We start from the raw sequence: 25,484 nt of genomic DNA, 5'->3' as shown, positions 1-25,484 counted from the left end.
ACATCCCGTGCATGGTTTCATATGCGCCCACCCCGGTTGCCAAGAAACCAGTTCCTTGCCAGAAGGTGACATGAAGCTCACCTAGACGCCAAGGAGTTTGCCGCGAATGAACTCTCAGAAGACCATGGGAACCACGTCCGCCTTCACCGTCGCGACCCTCCTCGCCACGACGCTGCTGCTGACAACCGGATCACCCGCCCGCGCCCAGACAGACTGCAAGGCCGACGCCGGCGGCATCACCCTCTCGCCCGGCTTCTGCGCCACCGTCTTCGCCGACAAGCTCGGCCATGCCCGCCACCTCGTGGTAGCACCCAACGGTACCGTCTACGTCAATACCTGGAGCGGCGTGTACTTCCACAATGACACGCCGCCACCTGGCGGAATGCTGATCGCCCTGAAGGACACCAACGGCGACGGCCACGCCGAACAGATCGTCCGCTTCGGTCCCACCAAGCCCGAGGGCGATGCCGGCGGCACCGGCATCGCCCTGTATAAGAACTACATCTACGCCGAGACGAACGATCTCATCGTCCGCTATGCCCTGCCGTCAAACGGCATCGCCCCCACTGGCAAGCCAGAGACGGTGGTGTCCGGCCTGCCGCTGGGCGGTGACCATCCCATGCATCCCATGGGCATCGACGCGAACGGCAACATGTATGTCGACCTGGGGTCGGCCACCAACTCCTGCCAGAGCCAGAACCGCATGCCGGACGTGCCGGGCGACAAGCCCTGCACCGAGCTGAAAACCCGCGGCGGCACCTGGCACTTTGACGCCAACAAGCTGGGCCAGCGGTTCTCGCCGGCGCAGCGCTTTGCCACCGGCCTGCGCAACGGCGAGGGCATTTCCTTCGACTCCGCCGGCCGGATCTTCGTGACCCAGCACGGCCGTGACCAGCTCTGGGAGAACTGGCCAGCCCTCTACAAATCGAACCAAGGTCAGAATGAACCGGCCGAGGAACTGGTTCAGGAACGACAGGGCGCCGATTTTGGCTGGCCGGAGTGCTATTACGACTACGACCAGAAGAAGCTCGTCCTGGCCCCGGAATACGGCGGCGATGGCGGCAAGAAAGTCGGAGTCTGTGCCAGCAAGCAAGCCCCGGTCGCGGCTTTCCCGGCGCACTGGGCGCCCAACGACATGCTGATCTACCACGGCAGCCAGTTCCCGACCGCCTATAAGGATGGCGCGTTCCTCGCCTTCCACGGCTCCTGGAACCGCGCGCCAGGGGCGCAGGGCGGCTACAACGTGGTGTTCCAGCCGCTGGCCGACGGCAAGGCTTCCGGTCCCTTCATCGTCTTTGCCGACGGCTTCGCCGGAGGCGACAAGCAGCCGGGCAGGGCGGCGCATCGCCCGACCGGCCTTGCAGTGGGGCCGGATGGCGCGCTGTATATCGCTGACGATGTGGGCGGCCGGATCTGGAAGGTCACCTTCCAGGGAGGCAACAAGACAGCCGGGATCGCCGCCGCCGCACCGGCGCCCACGACACAGCAGGCCTCGGCGTCCGGCAACCCGCTGCCGCCGGAAGGCATTCATCCCAACGCCGGCGCGCCCCTGCCGACACCGCCTGGCGCCTCGCCGGACCAGGTCGCGCTGGGCGAGCGCATTTTCCTCGGCCAGGCGGATGGCGGCACCTGTGCCGGATGCCACGGCACCGACGGCAAGGGATCCGAGGTGGGATCGAACCTGGCAAGCGGCCATTACCTATGGAGCGACGGTAGCGTGCAGGGAATAACCCAGACGATCGACCATGGTGTGGTCAAGCCCAAGGAACACACCGGCGGAATGCCGCCCAAAGGTGGTGTGCAACTGTCTCAGGCCGATGTCGCGGCGGTGGCTGACTACGTGTGGGCGCTGGGGCATCCCAGCACGCACTAAGTGTGTATCGGGCCTCGATAGGCGCACGATGAGCAAATAAGTAACGGAGAAGTCATAAAATTCTTCTGGAGTCGTCATGGTTGGGCTACGCTGGCCATCGCGCCGTCGGTCGTCAAGTATGTACAGTTACCCGCCGCACAGGCGGCTTAGAAGTTGCTGATCGACGCCGGGCTTGAACAGAGGGTGTTACCCGCTGCACAGGCGGCTTAGAAGAGCGGGAAGTCATGAAGAATCTGATCCTGAGCTACCCGCCGCGCAGGCGGCTGACACCTAAAACCGGCCCTGACGATTAGGCGAACCGCAACATCAACGGAACCACAACCCGATAGAAGGTCGGTTTGATGAACGCTCGATAGACAATCTTCAGCGTGAAGAACTTTCCGCTGCCAAGCTCCCTGCGAAGCCTTTGCTGCCGTAAGCTCAGGCTGTGGGCCGCTTCCTGTTTACGGACCTGACCCGTGTTAGTCGCCTCGGTGAGATCGAGCGGATTCCACAACGAGTCAGCGCTGCCCGAACGATACAGCGTGGCGACCTCGTCGAGGAAATAGACCCCATACCGCCGGATCGCTCGCGAAAAGAATTCGTAGTCCTCGATGAGCCAGACTTCTGGATCAAACCCGCCCATCTGCATGATATGTGCATAACGGATCATGCCGCCGCTGCACAAAAACATCTCCGGTCCGAACATCGACTGCAAAGCAAACAGCCATCTCGACAGCAGCGGCAGTCTGAGGATGGCGTCAATCTGCTGATACATCCGTGCCAGACAGGCAGCCGTCGCGCGTAACTTTATCAGATAGTTAAGTTGCCGTTCCTGCCGCTGACGGCGACCCGGATCATCGGCGAACACACAAAACGGTGTCATGATCCCAAAGACGACACCCGTGTGCGGATGCTCGTCAAAGGCTTGTTTGGCGCGGCTGTAGTAGCCAGCCGGTACGAGGTCATCGTCGTCGAAACAATGGACGAAACTGGCTCGGATACCGAGGTCCTGCGCGAAGCGCAGCCCGCAATTGCGAACCCTGCCGCACCAACCGCCGGTCGGGTGCGGATTGCGATGATAAATTACCTCGGCGGAGCCCAAGCTGCGGATGAACTTTTCCGCCGATCCGTCGGGGCAATCATCGACCACAAGTAATGTCTTTTGTGACACTAGTTTGGTTGAGCACGCTGGCGACTGCCTCAGCCAAGAACTCCGGCCGCCGAAACGTCGGGATGATTACCAAAAAATCTACCTGAGATCGATCGTCGATAAACCTAGGCTCGGTTTGCATCTCGGTCTCCACCGATCCGTCTACAACGGAATAATATCATAAACGGATGGAGTGACTAAGCAAGAATTGTCTGCCCCGATGCGCTAGAGCCTGTTATGGACCTGCGGCGGAGTAATCACCAAGTTTGCAGGCATGAGCACCGTCCGCAAGCCCTACCCGTCTGATGTAACTGATGAAGAATGGGTTTTGGTTGCGCCGTACCTGACCTTGCTGGCGGAGGATGCCGGACAACGGGCCCATCCGCTACGGGAAGTGTTCAACGGCCTGCGATACATCATCAAGACCGGCGCGCAATGGCGCTGGATGCCAAATGACCTGCCGCCCTGGGCAGCGGTCTACCAGCAGGCGCAGCGGTGGTTGGCAGCGGGCTGTTTCGAGGCGCTGGTTGACGATTTGCGGGCGGTGCTCCGCCACGCCTTGGGCCGCTCAGCAGAGCCAAGCGCCGTCATTCTCGACAGCCGTACCCTGCGGTCCTCGCCGGAAAGCGGGCAGCGTGCGGGCTATGACGGTGCCAAGCGCAAAAAGGGCTCGAAGCTGCATCTGGCGGTCGATACGCTGGGCAGTCTGCTGGCACTGCACGTCACTGCGGCTGATGTCGACGAGCGGGTTGAGGTCGGCCGACTGACCCGGACGGTGCAGGCCGTGAGTGACAACAACGTCGAGGTTGCGTTCGCCGATCAGGGCTACAATGGTCCCAACGCCGCCGCGGCCGCCGAAGCCAACGGTATCGAACTGGTTGTGGTCAAGTTGCCGGAAGCCAAAAAGGGTTTTGTCTTGCTACCGCGTCGCTGGGTGGTCGAGCGGTCGTTCGCTTGGATGACCCGCTTTCGGCGCCTGGTCAGGGATTATGAACGATATGCCAGTACTCTGGCAGGATTTCACCTCATTGCATTTGTATGCCTCATGCTCAAACGCGTCGCTTCACTGGCGGTAGGTTCATAACAGCCTCTAGATGTAGGCATCCTTTCTTCTAAGCCGAACTTTGCTGTGTTTTTGAGCCATCCGGTTGATTACCAAGGAAACGTGCCACGAACGTAGTCAAGCATTTGGCGAATTTCTCCTTGACACAGGCCGAACCGGTTTGATTCCATGCCTCATGCACATCGCCAAGGTCCCAAACCGTAACGCCAAACCGTCCTTCCTCCTGCGCCAAACCTATCGCGAGGACGGCAAGGTCAAGAACCGCACGCTGGCCAACCTCTCCAAGCTGCCGGTCGAGCGCATCGAGACTCTGCGTGCTGCCCTGCGTGGCGACCCGCTCGCCCCGGTTGGTGACAACGGCTTCGAGATCCGCCGCTCGCTGCCGCATGGCCACGTGCTTGCGGCGCTGAGCGTGGCACGGCGCATCGGCCTCGACGATCTGCTGCCGCGCCGCGCCCCGCCGCGCCGCCGTGACCTGGCGCTGGCGCTGATCGTCGCCAGACTGCTCGACCCGGCGGCGAAGCTGGCGACAGCGCGCATGCTCGACAGCGCCACCGCCAGCCACTCGCTGGGTGAAAGCCTCGGCCTTGGCTGCGTTACCGCCGGCGAAATCTACACCACCCTCGACTGGCTCGGCAGCGAGCAGGCCTTCATCGAAAACCAACTCGCCCGCCGCCATCTGAAGAACGGCGCGCTGGTGCTCTACGACGTCACCTCCACCTACCTCGAGGGCCGCTGCTGTCCGCTGGCCCACCACGGTTACAGCCGCGACAGCCGTGGCGATCGGCCGCAACTGGTGATCGGCCTGCTGTGTGCCGCGGATGGTTGCCCCGTGGCGGTCGAGGTGTTCGAGGGAAACACCGCCGACCCGGCCACCGTCGCGGCGCAGATCAGCAAGCTGAAGCAGCGCTTGCGGCTGCGCCACGTGGTGATGGTCGGCGACCGCGGCATGCTCACCGCCGCACGGATCGAACAAGCCCTCCGCCCCGCCGGCCTAGACTGGATCACCGCGCTGCGTGCCCCGGCGATCCGGCAACTGGCGGAAGGCGGACAGCTGCAATTCTCCCTGTTCGACACCCGCGATATGGCTGAGATCAGCAGCCCGGATTATCCCGACGAACGGCTGGTGGTGTGCCAGAACCCGCTGCTGGCGGCGGAACGCCAACGCAAGCGTGACGCGTTACTGGCGCTGACCGAGGCCGACCTGAGCAAGATCCAGGCCCGGGTGACGCGCGCGAAGAACCCTCTGCGCGGGGCTGGGGACATCGGCCGCGCGGTCGGCGCTCTCCTGGGCAAACGCAAGATGGCCAAGCATTTCGCGTTGACCATCACCGACGCCGCATTTGACTTCACGCGCAAGGCCGAAGCGATCGCCGATGAAGCCAGGTTCGATGGCTTTTACGTGCTGCGCACCAACCTCCCCGCCAAGCAGATCGATACCGCCGGGACCGTGCGGGCCTACAAAGCCTTGGCCCAGGTAGAGCGCGCGTTCCGCTGCCTCAAGAGCGTCGATCTGGACCTGCGGCCGGTGTTCCATTGGACCGCGCCGCGGGTACGCGCGCATGTCCTGCTGTGCATGCTGGCGTATTACCTGGAGTGGCATATGCGCCAGCCGCTGGCGCCGATGTTGTTCGACGATCATGACCGCGCGTCGGCCGAAGCAGAGCGGACGTCGCCAGTGGCCAAGGCCAAGGTCTCCAAGGCGGCTTATCGCAAGGCCTCGACGCAGCGCGTGGTGGACGCTAGCGGCGAGCTCCAGCCGGTGCACAGCTTCCGCACCCTGCTGGGCGATCTGGCAACATTGGCCCGAAACACCGTCTGCTTCGCAGGGCAGAAGATGCTTACCGTTCAGACCACCGCAACGCCGATACAGCGCCGCGCACTCAGTCTGTTGGGGGTCGAATTGACGGCAGCGTAGACAGCAAGCAGGTGGGGTCCGGAGTCGGATCAATGACTTACGTCGAAAAGACGGTAAAGTTCAGTCTAAGCCGGCTGATCGACAGCAATCGAGTTTGTGCAGCATTACATCCCAGTTTCCATGCGCTGCTGACGTGCGGGCTCACACAAGAGCCAGGGAGAGATATGTTACCCGCCGCACAGGCGGCTTAGAAGCTGGAGCAGGCTGGCATCCGGCTGACCGGTGGCGTTACCCGCCGCACAGGCGGCTTAGAAGAGCGAGGCATGCGAGATGCGATGACAAGAAGGGATTATCCTCCGATCCGACGCCGCAACGCCACCGCCCGCCGCACGACAGATCGGGCACGCGCCACCACCGGCACGTCGATCATCGCGCCCTCGAACTGGACCGCACCCAGTCCCGCCGCATACGCCTCATCGTAGGCCGCGATCATGCGTTCCGCCCGCTCCACCTCCGCCGGATCGGGGGAAAACTCCTCGTTCAGCACCGCCACCTGCAACGGATGCACCGCGCTGGCGCACATGAACCCCAGCCGCCGGGACCGCCGGACAATGGCGCGAAACGCCGCCTGATCCCGGAAGTCGGCAATCGATCCGATGAAACCCATCGGCATGATACCCGCCGCCCGAGCAGCGAAGATCGTCTGCTGCTTGGGGTAGAACAACCCCTCCGGCTCCGACTGCATGCCGACATCGGCGGCGAAATCCTCCGATCCCAGGCTCAACCCTACGATCCGAGCGTGCGACCTGGCGATCTGCTCGATGCGAAAGAACCCGGCCGCGTTTTCCACCAGGGCGATGAACTTCAGCCCGCCCGCCGGCAGTCCCCGCTCGGTTTCCAGTTCGGCAACGATCTCCGCCACCGCCTGCACATGCTCGGGACTGTCCACCTTGGTCAGCATCAGCGCCGTCACGCCCGGAACTACCGCGGCCTCCAGGTCGCGCACCAGCAGCCGCCAGGGCCGGTTGACGCGCACCACCACATCGGCGCCGTTGCGCGACACCTGCGGGATGGCCCCGACGATAAGCGTCCGCGCCTGCGCCTTCTGTGACGGCGCGACCGCGTCCTCCAGATCCAGGATGATGGCGTCGGCGCCCCGATCGGCACCGGTGCGGACGAACTTCTCCGCCGTCACCGGAACGAACATCAGGGACCGCCAGACCGGCAGATCGTCGCGCATTGTCAGCCCTCCTTGATTACGCCCTCGGCCGCCAATGAAGCCAGCCGGGTTGCATCGTAGCCGATGGACTCTAAAACCGAGCGTGTGTGCTGGCCGAGCGAAGGGGCCGCCGACCGCAGCCGCCCCGGCGTGTCCGACAGGCGCGGAATGATGTTGTGCATCAGCACCGACCCGGCTTCCTCGTCCGGCGCTTCCACAAGCACGCCACGCGCCTGCACATGCGGATCATCCAGCAACTGGTCGATTTCGAAAATCGGCGTGGCGGTTACCTCCGCCGCCTCGAACACCGCCATGTTCGCCGCCAGCGTCCGCTCGCCGATCCACGCCGCGACGATGCCGTCGCACGCGTCGATGTTCCGCACCCGATCCGTATTTGTCCGGAAGCGCGGGTCGTCGATCATGTCCGGCCGCCCGATCGCGCGGAACAGCCGCTCCGCCATTGCCTGGATCGAGGCGGAAATCGCGATGAACCGTCCGTCGCTGGTGCCATAGACATTGCGCGGCGACGTGGTCAGCGACCGGCTGCCGGTCCGCGCCGGCTTTTCCCCCGACACCCGGTATGCCGCCGCATCCGGGCCAAGGACGGAAATCATCGGCTCCAGCAGCGGAAGATCAATCACCTGCCCGCGGCCGCCGCGTTCCACCACCCGCAGCGCCACCATCACCGCATAGGCGCCATACAGGCCGGCGACCATGTCGGCCATCGCCAGCGGCGGCAGCACCGGCGGGCGGTCGCCGTAGCCGTTCTTGGCGGCGAAGCCCGACATCGCCTCCACCAGCGTGCCGAAGCCCGGACGCTCGCGGTATGGACCGTCCTGGCCGAAGCCGGTGATGCGCACGATGATCAGGCCAGGATTGCGCGCGTGCAGGACGGCAGGGCCCAGTCCCATCTGCTCCAGCGTGCCGGGCCGGTAGTTCTCGATCAGCACCTGACTGGTCGCCAGCAGATCGAGCAGTGCATCACGGCCGGCTTGCGGGCGCAGGTTGATCGCCAGACTCTTCTTGTTGCGCGCATAGACCTTCCAGTGCAGCGACAACCCCTTCACCCGCCAGGCGCGCAACGGGTCGCCGACCTTCGGGTCTTCGATCTTGATGACCTCGGCACCCTGGTCGGCGAGTTGCAGGCTGACCATGTTGCCAGCGACCAGCCGCGACAGGTCGACGACACGGATGCCATCCAGCGGCGCCGGCGCGGTCGGGTCGAATTCGATGCGTGGGATCATGAACGGCTCTCTCGGATCAGCCAGTTTCGTGCCACTATCGAAGACCCGCAAGAGCCGTGGGAACGTTCATCCGGCCGCGGACAGGCGATCGAGACGTCGGCCAATGGCCAGATGAAAGCAGACGAGCGCAACTTGCAACCCATCGCCGCCGACCCAGCCATGTGCCGCGGCGACCTGTCGCGGCATTCCATGAACCGCGCAATGGCACGCGAACAGGAGATCACATGAGGGACATACTGGGTTGGCGCCACCGCTTCGGCATCCTTGGCCCATCAACCAACACCGTCGTGCAGCCGGACATGGAGGCAATGCGCCCCGTCGGCGTCACCAACCACTACAGCCGCATCTTCACGCCGAACGCTGATGCCATCAGCAACGAAACCTTCATGACCGGCGCCCGCCTGATCGGACAGAACACCCTGGACGCGGTCGCCTCGGTCATGACCAGTTCACCCGATTCCCTGGTCATGGGCATGTCGGCGGTAACCTTCTTCGGCGGCATGGCCGGCGCGAACGCCTTCCAGGCTTCATTGGAGCAGGCCAGCGGACTGCAGGCGACCGTCGGCTCGCACGCCTGCACCGCCGCCCTGCGAGCCTATGGCGGGGTGCGGCGGCTGGCCTTCATGTCGCCTTATTTTCCCGCCGCCAATCATGAGGTCCGCGGTTATTTCCGGGAGGCCGGGTTTGACGTCGTCCGCGACCGCTGCCTGCTGTGCCCGAGCTGGACCGCGATCGCGACGATCCCCGTCTTAACGATCCGCGACACCTTCCGCGAACTCGATGGCGACGATGTCGATGCCATCGTCCAGGTTGGCACCAACCTCAGCGCCGCCCGCCTATGCGCCGCGGCGGAATTGTGGCTCGGCAAGCCGGTGATCGCAATCAACACCGCGACCTACTGGCACGCGTTGCGCGGCAACGGCATTGCCGACAAGGTCGCCGGGTTCGGCCGCCTGCTGGAGGACTTCTGACCAATGGCGGACGCGCCATCGGTCCTGCCCGAAGCGTCCGATCGCCTTCCCACCCGCCGGTCCGAGTTCGCCCGCGCATGGACCGTGATCGTGGCGGCAGCGATCGGCGTCGGCCTCGGCACCACCGGGCTGCCGATCTACACCACCGGCCAGTTCATCCGGCCCCTGGGCGATGCCTTCGGCTGGAGCCGGTCCGCCACCGCCGGCGGCCTGATCTTCCTGACCATCGGCAGCGTGCTGATGGCGCCGATCATCGGCGCGCTGATCGACCGCTTCGGTGCGCGCCGCGTCGCGATGACCGCGATGGTCGGGCTGTGCCTCGGCTATTTCGGCCTCACCCTGAACGGCGGATCGATCGGCCGCTACTATCTCGGCTGGGCCATGCTCGCGGTGCTCGGCGCCGGCACCTCGCCCATCGTCTGGACCCGGGCCGTGGCAAGCTGGTTCGAGCGCGGCCGCGGCCTGGCCTTGGGGATCACCCTGTGCGGCACCGGGCTGGTCGCGGTGGTCGGTCCGGGCATCATCGGTGGCATCATCGCCGTCCACGGCTGGAAGGCCGGCTTCTACGCGCTGTCGGCGGCGCAGATCGTCATCGGCCTGCCGGTGGTCTTCCTGCTGTTCCGGGCACGTGACGCGGTGTCCGGCGTCGCGGCTGTCGCGCTGCACGGCACGACGGTGCGCCAGGCGATGGCCTCCAGCCGGTTCTGGCGGCTGGCCACGGCGTTCCTTCTGATCTCCATCGAGGTTGGCGGCCTGATCGTCAACCTGCCGGCGATGCTGGCCGATCGCGGCGTGGACCTGGCCCAGGCATCGCGTGCGTTGGGCTATCTCGGCTTTGCCATCATTGCCGGCCGGCTCAGCATCGGCGGCCTGGTGGACCGATTTCCTGCCCGCGTCGTGGCACCCATCTACATCCTGCTGCCCGCCCTGAGTTGCGTTCTGTTGGCGCAAGGATTGGCGCCGGTGCCGGCCATCCTGCTGATCGGCCTGTCGGCCGGCGCCGAGGTCGATCTGCTGGCCTACCTGATCAGCCGCTATTTCGGCATGCGGCAATACGCGAGGATTTACGGCTGGTGCCTGTCCATCTTCAGTGCCGGCGTCGGCACCGGACCAATCCTGGGCGGCTGGGTGCACGACCGGACCGGCACCTACCGGCTGGCGCTGTATGCCTTCGCGATCATGATAACGCTCGCCGCGGCGCTGATCGGCAGCCTTGGCAAACCGGATCCGATGCTGGATGAACAGCAGCGGTCGGAACCGTAGCCGAAGGTCCGGGACGCGACAATGAAAGCGTGAGGATGGCAGCATCCGCAGCCTTATTTCCGGGCGGAACCTTTGCGGCCATACGTGTGAAATCCTTCCAGCAGCGGCGTGAAGATATCCTCGTCAGGCGGAATAAAGAACCCTGGCTGGCCGGCTGCATCATTGAACACCAGGTCGGGCCAGCCTCGGATCACCACCGCCGGCACGCATTCCGCGCCTTCGCCCATTAGTCCGACAGCGGCGGCCGCCATTGCGTCGGCCCGGTTCGCCAGGGTCACAGCCAGAGGCCGACCAAAGATATCAGGCTGACCGCGATAGTCCCTAAGCGCCTCAAATCCGTAGAAGCCGATCGAGATGCCCGTGGTGCCGCGACGGAGCGGCGTGCAGTGGCTATCGGTCAGAATGATACCGAGATCGGTGATGTCATGTCGCTGCTTCAGGCGATGGCCGATCTCCGCTGCCGCGTCCGACGGCGTATCGGGCCAGAGCACGAAATGGTCGTTGGAGTTGCTGGCGTCGATCCCGGCGCTCGCGATCAGCGTTCCGCCCTTGATGGCAAGGGTTATGCCATACCGGGAGGAGGCTTTAGGGATCCAGGCATCGGCCTCCGCCGCAACCAGATCCTCCTTGTCGGTTACCTCCGCCATAGGCACGCAACGACCTTGGTGGATGGCAACGACCTTGGACGTGATGACCACCACGTCGCCGTCTTGCAAGTGGGGCAGGGCTGGATCGAGTGCGTCCCACAGATTATCCCGCGGTGGCAGGAGCGGTCTGGTCCTGATCCTGATCAGGGTTGTTTCTTCCAGCGCGTCTTTCATCTCGTTTTCTTTCGCTTCCAGCGCAGCCTTCGTCTGAACGCGAGCTGATGCCAACTGCTCCCGTTTCATGCGGCGTGCCACCCATGTTGAAGATAATGGCTTATCCTGTTCGGGAGCGCTATCGCATCAGTCTGGTGCGCGCCGAACATGGGGTCAAAAGGACCATCACTGGTCTGGTCGGCACAGCGCTGCGAGCCGCTGGTAACACAGCCGAAGCTCCGCCAGCACGGCACAATCCTGACCTGCGACGGTCTCACGTAATGTCGCCATCTTGTGGCAATAAAGGCGTATTGCAAAGGAGAGGTCATGGACTGGTTACGTCGAAAAGTTCTGGTGACCGGCGGTGCCGGGTTCCTCGGCGCCAACCTGTGTCACGCGTTGGCGGCGCGCGGCGCCCGCGTGGTCGCACTCGACGGGTTCCTGTTCGGTGGCGGCGCCAATGCGCGCAACCTCGACGGCGCCGACGTGGACCTGGTGCGTGGCGACATTCGCGAGATCGATCTGCGCCCGCTCTGCGAGGGCGCCGCGGTGATCTTCAACCTGGCGGCGCAGACCAGCCACATGGGCGGCCAGGCCGACCCGCTGGCCGACATCGCGGTGAACGCGGTCGCCCAGGTGCGGCTGATCCAGGCGGCGCGGGAAGCGGCGCCGGACGCTGTCGTCGTGCACGCCTCCACCCGCCAGTTCTACGGCCGGGTGGAAAAACTGCCGGTGGACGAGAACCAGCCGGTGGCACCGCCGGATGCCAACGGCGTCTCCAAGTTCGCCGGTGAGCAATACTGGATGCTGGAGCACCGCGTCCGCGGCCGTCCGGTCGTCTCGTTGCGGCTGACCAACTGCTACGGCCCGCGCCTGCGCATCCGTGACGCGCGCCAGACCTTCCTCGGCATCTGGATCCGCTGCGTGCTGGAGGACCGTCCGTTCGAGGTCTGGGGCGGCAGCCAGTTGCGTGACATGACCTATGTGGATGATGTGACCGCGGCGTTCCTGACGGCGGCCGAGACCCCGGCCTGCCACGGCCGGATTTTCAACATCGGCGGCGCCCCGCCGGCGTCGCTGCACGACTTGGCCGAGATGGTGGTGCAACTGTCCAGCGGCACCGCCCGCTACACCACGCGCGGGTTCCCGCCCGACCGGGCGCGGATCGACATCGGCAGCTACCACGCCGACGACAGCGCCTTCCGCGCCGCCTCCGGCTGGGCGCCGATCACCAGCCTGCGGGATGGCATCGGCCAGACCCTGGATTGGTATCGCACCCGCCTGGAGCACTACCTGTGAGTTCGCCAGTCTTGATCCCGCCAGTTTTAATTCCCCAGGCCAATCCCGGCGCCGGCTATCGCGCCCTGAAGACTGAGATCGATGCGGCGGTCAGCCGAACGCTGGCTTCCGGCTGGTATATCCTGGGCGCCGAACTGCGTGCGTTCGAGGCCGAATTCGCCGCCTGGCTCGGTGCCGGCGCGGTGGTCGGCTGCGGCAACGGCACCGATGCGATCGCACTGGCCCTGAGCGGCCTGGGCATCGGGTCCGGCTGCACCGTTGTCACCGTGTCGCACACCGCGGTCGCGACCGTGGCGGCGATTGAAATGGCCGGTGCCACGCCGCTGCTGGTCGACATCGATCCGCTTCACTACACCATGGACCCGAACGCGCTGCGCCAGGTGCTGAAGGCCCCGCCGCCCGGGTTGCCGCCGATCCGTGCGGTGATCCCGGTGCACCTTTATGGTCAGCCCGCCGACCTCGACCGAATTCTGCCGCTGTGCCGTGAACACCAGGTCGCGCTGATCGAGGACTGCGCCCAGGCGCATGGTGCTCGGCTGCACGGCCGACGCGTGGGAACCTTTGGCGACGCGGCGGCCTTCAGCTTCTATCCCACGAAGAACCTCGGTGCCCTGGGTGATGGCGGCGCCGTCGCGGTGGCTGACCCCGAACTGGCGATGCGTATTGCCGCCCTGCGTCAATACGGCTGGCACAATAACGCCATTTCCGACATCGTCGGCGTGAACAGCCGGCTGGACGAGATGCAGGCCGCGGTCCTGCGCGTCAAGCTGCCGTATCTGGACCGGCAAAACGAACGGCGAGCCGGGATCGCATCGGCATACGACGCCGCTTTGAAGGGACTGACCCCGCCGCAGCGGCGTCACGACGCAGCGCATGTCTTTCACCTTTATGTCGTTCGGAGCGACGACCGCGATGCGGTCCAGCTCGCCCTGCGGCGGAAAGGCATCGGGACGGGGATCCATTATCCCGTCCCTGTCGATCAGCAGCCGGCTTACGTCGGCCGCATCGCCCTGGCCGCCGCCGGCTGCCCACAAACCGAGGCCGCCGCCTTACAGGTTCTCAGCCTGCCGATGTACCCCGAACTGACGAATGATCAGGTCGTCGCGGTGTGCGACGCGTTGCGCGGCCTGTAGCGCCCGATTTATTTCGGTACGACGGACGGATTCCCACCCGGCGACCCAGGTGGTGGGATTACCGGCATCGTACCCTGCTGCCTGGGTGATGGACTGACCGTCATGCCCGGATCGACATTCGGCGGCCTGACCGTACCCTTCTGCCGGGACAACTGGCTGCTCAGGCTGCCGCTGCCACTACCCGGCTTGCCAGCGCCCTGATTGCCAACAGGCGGCGCCACCCGCTCCGGCGGCGGCGACGGTGCGTTCTGCGGCGCCATCGGAACCGTTGGATTTTCCGGTGCGGCTGTTTGTGGATTCTGCGCCAGTGCCGGTACAGCGATCAGGAGCAACGTCGATGCGGTAAAGAACACAACACGGTTCATGGTTCCGGCTTTCTGCTTTTCGACTTAACGCACGAATGGCCCTGGCGTTCCCCGCCGGGTCCGGTCGCTGTAGTCCGTGGCAACCGTCTCGGCCTGATCAAAGAAGCCCGCCAGCGCATCGCGAATGCGACCTGTTTGCCCGCTGAACGGATCAGCCCGCTCGCTGACCAAGCTCAGAGCAAGCACTTTTCGAGTCCGTACCCAACCGGCCGGATCCTCCGCGCGAACCGCCAGATGAGTGATAAGCTGACTCACCACCGTCTCTAGCGCGCTCAGGCGCGCAGAGATGTCATCGCTTTCCGACATTATTCTCTCCAGCATGGTTGCTGCTGATGAGTTGGATAGCACCGTCCGCGGCAGGCTGAACCGACAATCGGGCATCTGGCAGGATCGTGAGGCGGCGTTGCCAACGAGGCCAGTCCATTGCAAATATGCGCGATTTCCCGCATCAGCACCGGATGGATTGGCGGGACGCCCGCAGTCTGAGTTCGATCACCAAGTGGCGTTGCACGTTCGTTATTGTATCATTAGATCGCGTCGATCCACCTGGGTATCCGACATACTGAAATATCAGCCGTCTGATCGGCATGTTCAGCCGGCTGGCTGCCAAGCATGCTTGAACGCTCGCTTCACACGGGTCCTGCTCAGTCGATCCATTGAGCGTGATTGCCCGAGGCTGACCACTCAGAAGGCGCGAATCACGCAATCAAACAAAGAGTCAGGCCATGATCGGACGCCGGCGAAGGTGCAACCTCAGACGATCATGGTCCAAGCGCGGGACTGGCGTGTCCCGCGGCTTCGGCCGCCCATTGCGCGCGGCCCGGTCCAACACGATTCTGCCAGGCTATCAAATATATGCTGGATGGCCCCGTGATTTTCTGGAGCGTGCGGCGCAGAGAAGGACAGCCGGACAGAAGCGATACGACAGCCGCGTCGTGATCGGCATGGCTGCGATCGGCATGGCTTCGCCAGCCTCCCGACGATAATGTGCAGCCCATCGAACGCCGAGCGGCAAAGGAAACCACGCAGCATGCCACGACACCGAACTGGCTGGACATCATCCGTTATCTTGGCCTGCATCGGCGTAATGCAACCGCTGATGGCCGCGGCCCAGTCTGGCACACAAGTAACGACAGGACCGAAATCCAGCGATCTGGCGCAGCGGTACGTCCGCGATCCGGATCATGAGCCGGCACTGTCGGACGCTGACAAGCTCCGGCTGCTGCGGCAGAAGGTAAAGTACGTCTTTGTCCTGTATCAGGAGAACCGCTCGTTCGATTTTCAGTTCGGCACCTTCCCTGGTGCCGAGGGGCTGTTCTCCCACCCGGCGAACCAGACCCCGGGCTTCGTGCAGCCAATCGTCGGGACCGATGGCAGCATCGGGACAATCTCGCCGTTCTTGATCCCGCCAACTGTCACGGACGTCCACGGCCATGCGGTGCCGCTCTATCCGGCCGATACGGATTCAGTCGACCACTCGCACAAGGGCATCGACAACAGCCTCGACCTTGGCGCGGACGGCGTGCCGCGTAACGACCGCTACGCCCTGAACGCGGAAGGGCTGACGACCAGGAATGGCCAGATCGTCTCGCTGGCCACCGGCGCGCCGGCCACTTTCAACCCAACCCTGACGGCCAGACAGCGGGCGGAGCTGGTAATGTCGCACATCGACTGCGACACGATCCCGTTCATCTGGCAGTACGCCGACCGCTTCACGCTGCTGGACAATTTCCGCCAGACCACGATCGGGCCGTCCACGCCGAACGCGATCGCCATGATCGCCGGCCAGTCGGGCGAGACGCAGTGGGCGCTGCATCCCGAGCAAGCCAGCAACAACACCGCGAACCCCGCGGTCGCCAGCAGCCATGGTGTGCCGGTCGTCGCCGATCCCGGTCCGTTCCCCGGATCGAACCTCGACACCGCTTCGGTCAAGCCGCCCTACAACAGCGGCGATGTCAGTCCGGCCAAGCCAACGCTCAATCAGACCTATGCCAGCCTGCCGCTGTCCTTCATGGGCAACCAGATCGAGCAGACCATCAAGTCCGATGAGAACCCGGCGCTCGACCTGGTCGACGTGCAGCACGACGTCCAGACCATCGCTCGCGGTCTCGGTCCGATCAACTGGGGCTGGTACCAGGAAGGCTATGATGCGGAACCGACGGACACCGCGGGTTCGGCGTCGCATCGCAGCTATATCGTTCACCACAACGGACCCCAGTACTTTGGCTATATCGGCGACAACACGCAGGCTGTCTCCCATCTGCACGGATTGGGCGACTTCTTCGCCGATGTCGCCGCCAAACGCCTGCCGCAGGCCGGCGGCGTGTTCTACGTCCGCGGCGGATACAGCAATATCGCCGGCCTGAAGCCTGTCGATCCAAACCCGACGGTGCGGAAGAACTTCCTGGGCGATGACGATCACCCAGCCTATTCCGACGCACAGATCAGCGAGGCGCTGCTGGCGACCGAGATCAATGCGATCGCCGCCAGTCCATACTGGGCGAACAGCGCGATCATCATCACCTATGACGAGACCGACGGTCTCTATGATCATGTAGTGCCGCATATTCGGTCGTTCGATCCCGAAGGCGCTCCGCTTGCCGGCGGCCCGCGCATCCCGGCCATCGTGATCTCACCGTTCAGCCGAACGCACGCGATCGCGCACGCCTATGCGGAACATAGCTCGGTCATCAAGTTCATTGATGCGCTGTTCACTCTTACGCCTCTTGCCGACCTGCCGGACGAGGTCAGGGGCCGTGAACTTGGATTGCACGCAACCGGGCAGAAGGACCTTGGTCCCGCCGACGACAGGGTGCCGGAGATCAGCAACCTGTTCTCGGCGTTCGACAATGCGCGCCTGACCCGGGCGGCGGAACCGCTGCCGGCCGGATACGCCGAGATCCCCGCGGACGTGGTGGCGGCGCTGCCGCATTATGGCGGCAACGGCTGCGCCGCGCTGAACATCGTTCCCACCGACTATGCCGGCGGTAAACCAATCGACCCGCCGCCGGCCGACTTCAACCCGCGGCCGGCGACGACACCCGGCGTCCCGACCTCCGGCACCTGGACACCGTGAAAGGGGCGTCCGATCCGCCGGTTTCCTGTCGTCCGGCCCGTTCTCGCGCGCCGGGCAGGCTTGAGAGGACAACCGCGGACCAGCCGGGGCTCACCAGGCCGCCTCACCACAATGTCACGCCCAATTAAGGTTGGCTTAACCCGTTTCTTCGTTCCGTCCCAATACGTTCATACGAATGCAATCCTTCTGATGCTACCGCTGGCCCGTCGGCGGCTCAACCGGCTGGCGGAACATCATCAAGTCCATGCTTGCGCTGGTCTGTGCTGGTGCGTGGAGAAGGGATCCATAGGCGATGAAACGAAACGGAACGGCAAGAAGATCATGCGCGGCGCTGGCCGCTATCGGGATGATGCAGCCGTTGATGGCCAGCGCCCAATCCTCCGACAAGATGACAATCGGACCTAAATCCAGCGATCTGGTCCAGCAGTATGTGCGCGAACTTGACAAGGAGCCCTCGTTGTCAAGAGCCGAAAAGCTCCGTCTGCTGCAGCAGAAGGTCAAGTACGTCTTTGTGCTGTTCCAGGAAAACCGCTCGTTCGATTTCCACCTTGGCACCTTTCCCGGCGCCGACGGCCTGTTCTCCAAGCCGGCCAGCCAGACCCCCGGCTTCGTGCAGCCGATCGTTGACACCGATGGCAGCGTCGGAACCATTTCGCCGTTCCTGATACCGCAGACCGTCACCGACGTGAACGGCGCCACGGTGCCGCTGTATCCGGCCGACACCGACTCGGTCGATCACTCGCACAAGGGCCTGGACAACGACCTTGACGTCGACGCCAAGGGCGTGACGCTGAGCGACCGTTACGCGCTGAACGCGGAGGGACTGACGACGAAGAACGGGCAGATCGTCTCGCTGACCACCGGCGCCGCCGCCACGTCGAACCCGACTGAGGCAACCAAGCAAAAGGCCGAGCTGGTGGTATCGCATATCGATTGCGACACGATCCCGTTCATCTGGCAGTATGCCGATCGCTTCACCCTGTTCGACAACTTCCACCAAACGACGATCGGGCCGTCCACGCCCAATGCCCTCGCCATGATCGCCGGGCAGTCCGGTGAGACGCAGTGGGCGCTGCATCCGGAGCAAGGCAGCAACAACACCGCAAGCCCGGTGGTCATCGAAAGCGGCGGCCAACCGATTGTCAGCGATCCTGGACCGTTCCCTGGCTCCAATCTGGACACTTCTCCGGTCAAGCCGCCGAACAACCCGATTGACGAAAATCCCGCCACGCCGGCGCTTAATCAGACCTATGCCAGCCTGCCGCTGTCATTCATGGGCAACCAGATCGAGCAGGTCATCCAGTCCGACGAGAACCCCGCCCTCGACCTCGTCGACGTTCAGCACGACATCCGCACGATCGCCGGGGAGGGCGTCGCGCCGGTCAACTGGGGCTGGTATCAGGAAGGCTATGATACCGAACCGACCGACACATCAGGTTCGGCGTCCCATGCCAGCTATATCCTGCATCACAACGGACCGCAGTATTTCGGCTATATCGGCGACAACACGCAGGCGGTCAGCAACCTGCACGGGCTGAACGACTTCTTCACCGCGGTTGCCGCCAAAAATCTGCCGGCGGCCGGCGGCGTATTCTACGTCCGCGGCGGCTATGCCAACATCGTCAACCAGAAGCCTTCGGATCCGAACCCGACGGTGCAGAAGGATTTCCCTGGCGACGACGATCATCCCGGCTACTCGGACACCCAGATCAGCGAATCGCTGGTAGCGCGGGAAGTCAACGCTATCGCCGCCAGCCCGTACTGGGCGAACAGCGCGATCATCATCACCTACGACGAGACGGACGGTCTGTATGACCACGTCCCCTCGCGCATTCGGTCGCTCGACCCGGAAGGCAGTCCGCTGGCCGGCGGCCCGCGCATCCCGGCCATCGTGATCTCGCCGTTCAGCGCGGTGCACGCGATCTCGCACGCCTATACGGAACATAGCTCGGTCATCAAGTTCATCAACGCGTTGTTCAACCTCCAGCCGCTCGCCGACCTGCCGGACGAGGTCCGCGGTCGTCGTCTCGGCCAGCAGGCGTTCGGCCAGAAGGATCTTGGTCCGGCGGACGCCAAGGTGGCGGATATCGGCAACCTGTTCTCGGCGTTCGACAATGCCCGCCTGACCGGCGCGGCGGACCCGCTGCCGGCTGAATACGCCGAGATTCCAGCGGACGCGGTGAACGCGCTGCCGCCCTATGGCGGCAACGGCTGCTACACGCTGAACATCGTGCCCACCGACTACGCCGGCGGCAAGCTGCTCGATCCGGCGCCGGCCGACTTCAACCCGCGGCCCGGCACCACGCCGGGTATCCCGACCTCCGGCACCTGGACGCCATGAGGCTCCTGCTGATCGGTGCGTTCATCTTTGTGTCGTCCTGCCTCGCCCAGGAAAAGGCGCTGGCAGGCGACACATTGGACAACGTTCGCCAGGCCGGCCGCCTGGCCTGCGGCGTCAATATCGAGGAGGCCGACTACTCGAAGTCGCAGACCCACGGCAACCTGTCCGCACTTGGCCTGGATGTGTGCAAGGCGGTGGCGGCGGCCGTGCTGGGCGATGCCGGGAAGCTCACGCCGGTTGTCCTGCACGACGATCCCCAGAGTCTTGAAGCGCTCAAGTCCGGCAAGATCGCACTGCTGGCCGGCGGCACCCCCGACCTGACCAACCAGGCGGCGTTCGGCGTCGGCTTCGGACCCCCGGTTTTCCTCGACGGGCAGGGGTTCCTGGTCCACAAGGCCACCGGCGTGGACTCGATCACGGACCTGAGCGGCCGGCAGGTGTGCTTCCTGGCGGATACTCAGGCGGAGCAGGATCTGGACGACGGCCTCGCCCAGCGCGGTGTGTCATTCAGGCCGTTTCCATTCGAGGAAACCGGTGAGATGGAGGCCGCCCTGATAACTGGCCATTGCGCGGCAATCGCCGCCCCGATATCCGCGCTTGCCAACATGCGGCCCGGCTTCCACGGCCGGATATCGCAGTACGAGATCCTGCCCGAAACCATCACGCTGGAACCTTTCGTGCCGGTCTACCGCGCCGGCGATCCCCAATGGGCGGCGATCGTTGCCTGGACCATACATGCCCTGGTGCTGGCGGAGGATGCCGGCGTGACCCAGGCCAACGCCGCCGAACTGCGGCGGAACGGCCGGCCGGAGGTGCGCTACCTGCTGGGCGGAGCCGCCGGGATCGGCCGGCCACTCGGCCTGGATGACGACTGGGCATTGCGAGCGGTCCAGGCAGTCGGCAACTACGGCGAGGTGTTCGACCGGGACATCGGCGCCGCTTCACCACTCCGGCTGGAGCGCGGGCGCAACGCGCTGTGGACGCACGGAGGCATGATGTTCGCGCCGCCGATCCGTTAAGGCATGATCGCCTGGCGCCGCGGGCAGTCGAAGCGTGATTGTCGTGCCTTCACCGAGGCGCACATCGATATCCAGCGCGCCGCCGTGCATGGCTACCCGCTCCGCCAACGACCGGATGCCGTCGCTGCGCGCGGCCAGGTCGGCACCAGCGGCATCATCCGTCACGCTGATATGGATCTGCGCGCCACGATCCACCGCTGTCGTCAGAACGTGCCTGGCCCGCGCATGGTGGATCACAGCCGCCAGAAGCGCCTCCAGAAGATCGGTCAGGGCGGCGCCGGTCATCTGGACCAGCAGTCCCGGTAGTACTGCGATGTCGGCCTGAATGCCATGGCTGGCCAGGATGGGCATCAGCCGCCTGAGTGCGATGGACAGCGAATTCCGAACCTCCGCCGGGGCTTCACTGAAGGCCAAACCGGGCGCGGCGCCGGCGGACGGATCATGTTGCCACGACCGGACTTGATGCCACCTGAACCGCTTGGTCCACCAAAACACCGAGATGAACAACATGGCCATCATGGCCGCCGCGGCGAAATAAATCGCTAAAAAGGTCCGCAAGACGCCACCGAAGGATTTACCACCTTGGCGTATCTAAGCCCTGACCGTTAATTCGAAGTAAACAAAACCCGGTGCTTGAAGAGTCCGTGTTCAACAACTCTATCCCGCGTTGCCGCCCGGATAGTCGGCATCTGGCACGACCCGAAACGGCCCGGCATAGGTATCGATGTAGACAGTGTGTGAAACAAAGTCCTGCTTGCCCCGCCACGCGTGCAACTGGAAAGCAGGCGGTTCAAAATTAAACGCGCCGGGATCGTCCGGGTCAAACGACAGTTCCACCTGATGCGCGACGGACGGCGAAATCGACGCGATCGCGTGCGCACATCGCCCGACGATCGGGCGATGATGGTGGCCGCAGATGATCCGTTCGACCTGACGATGGCCTTTGATCAAGGCGCCAAACGCATCCAGGTTCCGCAGCGCGATCCTGTCCATCTGCGCCAGTCCGCATTCGAACGGTGGATGGTGCATCGCCAGCATCGTCGGCTTCGACGGCTGCGCCGCCAATGTCCGGTCCAGCCAGTCCAGTTGCGCCTGCGACAGTTCGCCGTGAGTGGCGCCAGGCACCAGGGTATCCAGCATGACCAGACGCACCGGTTGATCCTCGACCGCATATTGAACGAAGTGCGGATCGCTGGTGACACCCGGCAGGTGCGCCAGCGCGTGCCGAAGATTCTCCCGCCGGTCGTGGTTGCCCGGGATGACGTAGATCGGCATCGGCAGGGTGCGACGGAGGATCGCGGCGAGGTTGTCGTATTCGGCGGGAAGTCCGCAATCGGTCAGGTCACCGGTGATGACCACCACATCGGGGCGCGGCCTGAACGCGGCGGCCACGCGGCAGGCCCGCTCGGTGAACATGTTGGTTTCCGACACCCGGTTGGCGGCTTGGCCGCGGGGGCGGACATGCAGGTCGGTAAGCTGGCAAATCAGCATGCGTGGGTTCCTGTTTCGGCAGCTTTCCTATTCCGCCGAGACAGTGGGGACTAGAGTGGTTCCACCAGGCGTGGAACCACTCTAGTGGTCCGATCCTGACGCTTGGTTTCCAAGCGTTAGGTGAACGGCCCACCAAATCAAAGCCTAGTGGATAAATTCAACGGACCTATCCGTTGGATTTTATCCACTAGCTGTATTTCACGAGCAATTTCATCAGCCTGAGATCGCTTAGCTATTCCAGTCAGGCTGATGTTGCTCTAGCACCCGGTTTCATCGGCCGGCATGCGCTTGCGCCAGTGCCCCCTTGCAGGAGGCTGAGAGCCGGGTCTGGTTAGCCGCCAGGCAACTCATCGCTCGGCCGCCGCCCGGCCGGACGCCGCGGCAATACGCACGGAAATCGCCGCCGCACGCATTGCGCATCAGCCCGGCCTGCTGGCGTGGGGACATGGCGGACGGGGCGCCGGCGGGTGCCGTGGCCTGGGATGCGGCGGGGGAACGCGCGCTGCCGCCTGCCGCGGCCGCGCCGCCGCCTATACCGGCAACCGCGCTTTGGCAGGCCGGCGACAGGTCGGCCTGATGCTGCTGGAGGCACTGCAGCGCGGCGCTGCCGCCGGTGGGGACACTCGCGCAGTTCGACTGGTAGTCCGACCGGCAGGACTGCTTGATGGCGCTGATCTGGGCCTGGCTTGGCTGTTGCGCGCCGGCCGCGCCCGCCACGGCGCACAACACGAAACTGAACAGCAGTGTCGTCCCGATAAACCGGATGACTGGCGTCATGGGAACTGGCCTCCTTGATTTTGCTCTGGATGGTCTCAGCCGCGCCGGAAACGCCCGCCGCCGCCGCCGCCCCCGCCGCCGCCGCCAAACCGGCGCTGCGTGCCGGCGGAACGCGCCCCACGGTCTTGCTCCAGTTGCTGATACGAGCCGCTGTCCATCGACTGACGCGAATTACGCTGGCTTTGGCCGGTGCTGCTGCGCTGTTGCGCCTGCGGCGACTGGGCCAGGCTCGATGTTCCGCCAGCCGAACTGACGGATGAACCGTTCCGCGGTGTTTGCTGCCGGGTGGTGGGTGACGTGCCGGTGGACGCGGTCCCTGTGGACGCGGTCCCTGTGGACGCGGTCCCGGTGGATGATCGGTTGGTCGAGGCCGTGCTGGCAGCCGGCGTATTGGTGGACGATCGATTGCCCGAGGTGGTACTGGTCGAGGGCGGGTTCACCGGCTGCCAGCCCCCGTTGCTCCATTTCGACCATCCGTTTGACGTATGCTGGTAGGCGTTGCCGTCGTGGCCGGCATAGACATCGCCACTCTGGGTTTTCACGGCGCCCCCGCTGTTGCCGTTGACGCCGCGGTATCCGGCGCCTTGCGCCCCGGTGGACGAGGTGAAGCCGCCCGCCGAACCTCGGGCATTGCTGCCGCTCTCGGTGCGCACCGTCTGGTTCGGGCCGGTCATGGTGCTGGAACCCCAGCGGGCGTATGGGTTCGCGTTCTGGTTGGTCGATCCTGAAACGCCGGTGCGCGGATTGTAGTAGCTGCCCTGCGCGGAGCCGCCGTTCGCATTCCACGATGCGCTGCCGCGGGCGTATCCACCCGTGCTTGGGTTATAGTAGGAAACCCCTGCCACGCCGCCATTCGGACCGTAGATCGAGCCACCCCTGCCATAGGCGCCCGTGGTCGGATTATAGTAGCTGCCACCGGTCGCAACGCCGCCGTAGCGCCCATAGGCCGTGCCGCCCTGCACCCAGGCGCCGCTCGTGGTGTTGTAGGCGACGTTGCCGACGTAGGAGTACGGATAAGGATAATAGATCGGCAGCCGGCCTGGAATGACCACCGGCGGATAGTAATAGCCCGTGCCGTAGACAACGACACCGGCCGTGACAAAGCCCATCATGTAACCCGACGTGTAGCCATAAGTCACCGCGACCGGGGTCGCGCCATAGACCTTCACATAAGTAACATTATACAACGGGCTGCTCGGCGGGATCGTGTAGATCACCGGCGGCACGCTCGCCGCCAGGACCCACGGACCCGCTGGGGACGGTCCCACGAACCACGCGCCCTGATAGCAGACATAGTACTTGCCGCCCGTCTCGATCACCTCGAACGGCGTGTTCACCGCATACCGCATGGCCGTGCCGGGCACCGGCTTGAATTGCGGCTGACCCGCATACGTCACGGCCAGCTTGGCCGACTCGGTCTTCAGCGTCGCCTGCCGCGGCACCTGCGCCTGCAGCACCGCGAGCTGTGCCTGGGTGGTGCCGGGAACAGACGTGAGGATCGGCGCCTGCGGCCCGTCCGGCGGGATCAAGGCGAAGTCCGGCGGCAGGCTGTCGGTGGCGAAGCTCCAGGGTCCGTCCAGGCCATGCGACGAAAACCAACGCCCCGAGGCCTGCAGGAAGAACCGGCCGCTCGACGGTTCGAAGAACAGCACGCTGTTGGTGTTCTTGACGCTCTGCAGCCCGGTGCCGGCCACCGGCGCGAACTGCGGCGCCCCATCGGTGACGATGATCTCCGCCGGCTTGGTGCTGACGAAGATCGCCGGTTCGGCGGCCGGCCCATTCGCGGGCGGCGGAATCGCCTTGCGGGCCGCGGCGAAATTCGGGTCGGCCGGAATGGCGGAGAATGCTGGCGGCAGCTTGGTGATCCGATCCCACGGTCCGGTATAGGCGGCCGCCCCCATCCACGATCCGTTGTTCAACAGGTACCAGCCCTTGTCGTCGGTGAAGATCTCCCAGTTGGTATTCACCGCGAACGAAAGCGCCGTCTTGCCCACCGGCGCCAGCACCGGCTCACCATCGAACACCACGAGAGAGGCCGGCTTGGCGCTGTAGAAAACTGTAGGCGGATCGTTGTTGAGCGCGACGTTGTCAGGCTTTGCCTGCTGCGTCAGGCTGAGAAGCACGGACTGCAGCGCCACCGGCTGGGGCTTGATGTTGGGCAGCGCCAGCTTGATCTGCGCCTCGATCCGTGTCGCTTGTGCGGTATCCAGCGCGGGAAAGTGCGAAGCGAGAAGCTGGCCATTCGACAGGATGACATCGCCGGTCGTGGCATCGGTTTGGGTCGAGAACGAAATTTCGGTTGTGCCGACAATCGCCGTCTTGTCGTTTGCCGGCGTGATGGCAATCGCCTCCCGCGTGGTCAGCGTTTCATGCTCTGGCCAGTCGATCGCCTGCGGCTGATAGACCACCACATTGGCGCCATTGATGGTCAGCACATGTGGCCACGCCGGGGCCGGGGCCGGTGCTGCGGTCTGGGCGAACGCCGGAAGGCTGAAACCGGACAGCAGGCCGACAGCCGCCCAAGCAATGACATCCGGAAACATCCGTTCGCGCCGCATGA

21 protein-coding genes are annotated in these 25,484 nt (G+C 64.5%); 10 read left to right on the top strand and 11 right to left on the bottom strand.

The features are described 5' to 3' along the window. Window positions 1–106 precede the first annotated feature (106 nt). Window positions 107–1,873: a c-type cytochrome gene (locus ACQY4S_RS07255; protein ID WP_428484513.1), complete on the top strand. Its 1,767-nt coding sequence runs from the start codon at window positions 107–109 to the stop codon at window positions 1,871–1,873. Between the two features lie 289 nt (window positions 1,874–2,162). Here ACQY4S_RS07255 and ACQY4S_RS07250 read toward each other — a convergent pair whose 3' ends face one another. Then, complete coding sequence (locus tag ACQY4S_RS07250) at window positions 2,163–3,026, bottom strand: glycosyltransferase family 2 protein (protein ID WP_428484512.1); 864 nt, start codon at window positions 3,024–3,026, stop codon at window positions 2,163–2,165. Between the two features lie 253 nt (window positions 3,027–3,279). On the opposite strand from ACQY4S_RS07250, the gene ACQY4S_RS07245 reads away from it, so the two are divergent. Both ACQY4S_RS07245 and ACQY4S_RS07240 read left to right on the top strand, forming a co-directional pair. Then, window positions 3,280–4,089, top strand: a complete 810-nt coding sequence (locus ACQY4S_RS07245) for an IS5 family transposase (RefSeq protein WP_428483489.1) — start codon at window positions 3,280–3,282, stop codon at window positions 4,087–4,089. Window positions 4,090–4,243: 154 nt separating this feature from the next. Next, the gene (locus ACQY4S_RS07240) at window positions 4,244–5,986 is read left to right on the top strand and encodes an IS1634 family transposase (RefSeq protein WP_428483124.1); all 1,743 of its coding nucleotides are present in this window, start codon (window positions 4,244–4,246) and stop codon (window positions 5,984–5,986) included. A gap of 289 nt (window positions 5,987–6,275) precedes the next feature. Here ACQY4S_RS07240 and ACQY4S_RS07235 read toward each other — a convergent pair whose 3' ends face one another. After that, window positions 6,276–7,166 carry an HpcH/HpaI aldolase/citrate lyase family protein gene (locus ACQY4S_RS07235; protein ID WP_428484511.1) on the bottom strand — a complete coding sequence of 297 codons (891 nt, stop codon included), beginning with the start codon at window positions 7,164–7,166 and terminating at the stop codon, window positions 6,276–6,278. A gap of 2 nt (window positions 7,167–7,168) precedes the next feature. Then, on the bottom strand, window positions 7,169–8,389 hold the full coding sequence (locus ACQY4S_RS07230; RefSeq protein ID WP_428484510.1) for a CaiB/BaiF CoA transferase family protein: 1,221 nt from the start codon (window positions 8,387–8,389) through the stop codon (window positions 7,169–7,171). A gap of 224 nt (window positions 8,390–8,613) precedes the next feature. Here ACQY4S_RS07230 and ACQY4S_RS07225 point away from each other — a divergent pair, with 224 nt between their 5' ends. Both ACQY4S_RS07225 and ACQY4S_RS07220 read left to right on the top strand, forming a co-directional pair. Continuing rightward, window positions 8,614–9,360, top strand: coding sequence for a maleate cis-trans isomerase family protein (locus ACQY4S_RS07225; protein WP_428484509.1), 747 nt, complete (start codon window positions 8,614–8,616; stop codon window positions 9,358–9,360). A 3-nt stretch (window positions 9,361–9,363) separates the two neighbouring features. Then, window positions 9,364–10,623, top strand: coding sequence for an MFS transporter (locus ACQY4S_RS07220; RefSeq protein ID WP_428484508.1), 1,260 nt, complete (start codon window positions 9,364–9,366; stop codon window positions 10,621–10,623). Window positions 10,624–10,676: 53 nt separating this feature from the next. Here the strand turns inward: ACQY4S_RS07220 and ACQY4S_RS07215 are convergent, their stop codons facing one another. Further along, on the bottom strand, window positions 10,677–11,444 hold the full coding sequence (locus ACQY4S_RS07215; RefSeq protein ID WP_428484507.1) for a coenzyme F420-0:L-glutamate ligase: 768 nt from the start codon (window positions 11,442–11,444) through the stop codon (window positions 10,677–10,679). 306 nt (window positions 11,445–11,750) lie between these two features. Here ACQY4S_RS07215 and ACQY4S_RS07210 point away from each other — a divergent pair, with 306 nt between their 5' ends. Together ACQY4S_RS07210 and ACQY4S_RS07205 are read left to right on the top strand one after the other, a co-directional pair. Then, on the top strand, window positions 11,751–12,722 hold the full coding sequence (locus ACQY4S_RS07210; RefSeq protein ID WP_428484506.1) for an NAD-dependent epimerase/dehydratase family protein: 972 nt from the start codon (window positions 11,751–11,753) through the stop codon (window positions 12,720–12,722). Then, window positions 12,719–13,855, top strand: coding sequence for a DegT/DnrJ/EryC1/StrS family aminotransferase (locus ACQY4S_RS07205; RefSeq protein WP_428484505.1), 1,137 nt, complete (start codon window positions 12,719–12,721; stop codon window positions 13,853–13,855). Before ACQY4S_RS07210 ends, ACQY4S_RS07205 begins: the two co-directional genes overlap by 4 nt. Before the next feature lie 8 nt (window positions 13,856–13,863). Here ACQY4S_RS07205 and ACQY4S_RS07200 read toward each other — a convergent pair whose 3' ends face one another. Beyond that, window positions 13,864–14,220: a hypothetical protein gene (locus ACQY4S_RS07200; protein ID WP_428484504.1), complete on the bottom strand. Its 357-nt coding sequence runs from the start codon at window positions 14,218–14,220 to the stop codon at window positions 13,864–13,866. Between the two features lie 24 nt (window positions 14,221–14,244). Next, window positions 14,245–14,526 carry a hypothetical protein gene (locus ACQY4S_RS07195; RefSeq protein ID WP_428484503.1) on the bottom strand — a complete coding sequence of 94 codons (282 nt, stop codon included), beginning with the start codon at window positions 14,524–14,526 and terminating at the stop codon, window positions 14,245–14,247. Between the two features lie 724 nt (window positions 14,527–15,250). Here ACQY4S_RS07195 and ACQY4S_RS07190 point away from each other — a divergent pair. Further along, window positions 15,251–17,296, top strand: coding sequence for a phospholipase C (locus ACQY4S_RS07190; RefSeq protein ID WP_428484502.1), 2,046 nt, complete (start codon window positions 15,251–15,253; stop codon window positions 17,294–17,296). 192 nt (window positions 17,297–17,488) lie between these two features. On the opposite strand, the gene ACQY4S_RS07185 is transcribed toward ACQY4S_RS07190, so the two are convergent. Further along, window positions 17,489–17,683, bottom strand: a complete 195-nt coding sequence (locus ACQY4S_RS07185) for a hypothetical protein (RefSeq protein ID WP_428484501.1) — start codon at window positions 17,681–17,683, stop codon at window positions 17,489–17,491. 70 nt (window positions 17,684–17,753) lie between these two features. Between ACQY4S_RS07185 and ACQY4S_RS07180 the strand changes: the two genes are divergently transcribed. Both ACQY4S_RS07180 and ACQY4S_RS07175 read left to right on the top strand, forming a co-directional pair. Continuing rightward, the gene (locus ACQY4S_RS07180; RefSeq protein WP_428484500.1) at window positions 17,754–19,637 is read left to right on the top strand and encodes a phospholipase C; all 1,884 of its coding nucleotides are present in this window, start codon (window positions 17,754–17,756) and stop codon (window positions 19,635–19,637) included. After that, window positions 19,634–20,656 carry an amino acid ABC transporter substrate-binding protein gene (locus ACQY4S_RS07175; RefSeq protein WP_428484499.1) on the top strand — a complete coding sequence of 341 codons (1,023 nt, stop codon included), beginning with the start codon at window positions 19,634–19,636 and terminating at the stop codon, window positions 20,654–20,656. The genes ACQY4S_RS07180 and ACQY4S_RS07175 overlap by 4 nt, the downstream gene beginning before the upstream one ends. On the opposite strand, the gene ACQY4S_RS07170 is transcribed toward ACQY4S_RS07175, so the two are convergent. From ACQY4S_RS07170 to ACQY4S_RS07155, 4 genes are all read right to left on the bottom strand, one after another. Next, on the bottom strand, window positions 20,579–21,007 hold the full coding sequence (locus ACQY4S_RS07170) for a hypothetical protein (RefSeq protein WP_428484498.1): 429 nt from the start codon (window positions 21,005–21,007) through the stop codon (window positions 20,579–20,581). The genes ACQY4S_RS07175 and ACQY4S_RS07170 overlap by 78 nt on opposite strands. A gap of 306 nt (window positions 21,008–21,313) precedes the next feature. Next, window positions 21,314–22,147: a phosphodiesterase gene (locus tag ACQY4S_RS07165; RefSeq protein WP_428484497.1), complete on the bottom strand. Its 834-nt coding sequence runs from the start codon at window positions 22,145–22,147 to the stop codon at window positions 21,314–21,316. 270 nt (window positions 22,148–22,417) lie between these two features. Further along, window positions 22,418–22,924 carry a cysteine rich repeat-containing protein gene (locus ACQY4S_RS07160; protein WP_428484496.1) on the bottom strand — a complete coding sequence of 169 codons (507 nt, stop codon included), beginning with the start codon at window positions 22,922–22,924 and terminating at the stop codon, window positions 22,418–22,420. Window positions 22,925–22,959: 35 nt separating this feature from the next. Then, complete coding sequence (locus tag ACQY4S_RS07155; protein WP_428484495.1) at window positions 22,960–25,482, bottom strand: hypothetical protein; 2,523 nt, start codon at window positions 25,480–25,482, stop codon at window positions 22,960–22,962. Window positions 25,483–25,484: the final 2 nt, after the last annotated feature.

It is taken from the genome of Rhodopila sp. (genome assembly GCF_965276935.1).
Taxonomy (GTDB): Bacteria; Pseudomonadota; Alphaproteobacteria; order Acetobacterales; family Acetobacteraceae; genus Rhodopila.
Note: the sequence above shows the minus strand (reverse complement) of the source record. Positions and strands in the feature narration are given on the sequence as shown.

Bases quoted from the DNA above. Each gene is read 5' to 3' on its own strand.
- ACQY4S_RS07255 (WP_428484513.1), top strand. From the start codon at position 107: ATGAACTCTCAGAAGACCATGGGAACCACGTCCGCCTTCACCGTCGCG.
- ACQY4S_RS07245 (WP_428483489.1), top strand. From the start codon at position 3,280: ATGAGCACCGTCCGCAAGCCCTACCCGTCTGATGTAACTGATGAAGAA.
- ACQY4S_RS07240 (WP_428483124.1), top strand. From the start codon at position 4,244: ATGCACATCGCCAAGGTCCCAAACCGTAACGCCAAACCGTCCTTCCTC.
- ACQY4S_RS07235 (WP_428484511.1), bottom strand. From the start codon at position 7,166: ATGCGCGACGATCTGCCGGTCTGGCGGTCCCTGATGTTCGTTCCGGTG.
- ACQY4S_RS07230 (WP_428484510.1), bottom strand. From the start codon at position 8,389: ATGATCCCACGCATCGAATTCGACCCGACCGCGCCGGCGCCGCTGGAT.
- ACQY4S_RS07225 (WP_428484509.1), top strand. From the start codon at position 8,614: ATGAGGGACATACTGGGTTGGCGCCACCGCTTCGGCATCCTTGGCCCA.
- ACQY4S_RS07220 (WP_428484508.1), top strand. From the start codon at position 9,364: ATGGCGGACGCGCCATCGGTCCTGCCCGAAGCGTCCGATCGCCTTCCC.
- ACQY4S_RS07215 (WP_428484507.1), bottom strand. From the start codon at position 11,444: ATGAAAGACGCGCTGGAAGAAACAACCCTGATCAGGATCAGGACCAGA.
- ACQY4S_RS07210 (WP_428484506.1), top strand. From the start codon at position 11,751: ATGGACTGGTTACGTCGAAAAGTTCTGGTGACCGGCGGTGCCGGGTTC.
- ACQY4S_RS07200 (WP_428484504.1), bottom strand. From the start codon at position 14,220: ATGAACCGTGTTGTGTTCTTTACCGCATCGACGTTGCTCCTGATCGCT.
- ACQY4S_RS07195 (WP_428484503.1), bottom strand. From the start codon at position 14,526: ATGTCGGAAAGCGATGACATCTCTGCGCGCCTGAGCGCGCTAGAGACG.
- ACQY4S_RS07190 (WP_428484502.1), top strand. From the start codon at position 15,251: ATGCCACGACACCGAACTGGCTGGACATCATCCGTTATCTTGGCCTGC.
- ACQY4S_RS07175 (WP_428484499.1), top strand. From the start codon at position 19,634: ATGAGGCTCCTGCTGATCGGTGCGTTCATCTTTGTGTCGTCCTGCCTC.
- ACQY4S_RS07170 (WP_428484498.1), bottom strand. From the start codon at position 21,007: ATGCCCATCCTGGCCAGCCATGGCATTCAGGCCGACATCGCAGTACTA.
- ACQY4S_RS07165 (WP_428484497.1), bottom strand. From the start codon at position 22,147: ATGCTGATTTGCCAGCTTACCGACCTGCATGTCCGCCCCCGCGGCCAA.
- ACQY4S_RS07160 (WP_428484496.1), bottom strand. From the start codon at position 22,924: ATGACGCCAGTCATCCGGTTTATCGGGACGACACTGCTGTTCAGTTTC.
- ACQY4S_RS07155 (WP_428484495.1), bottom strand. From the start codon at position 25,482: ATGCGGCGCGAACGGATGTTTCCGGATGTCATTGCTTGGGCGGCTGTC.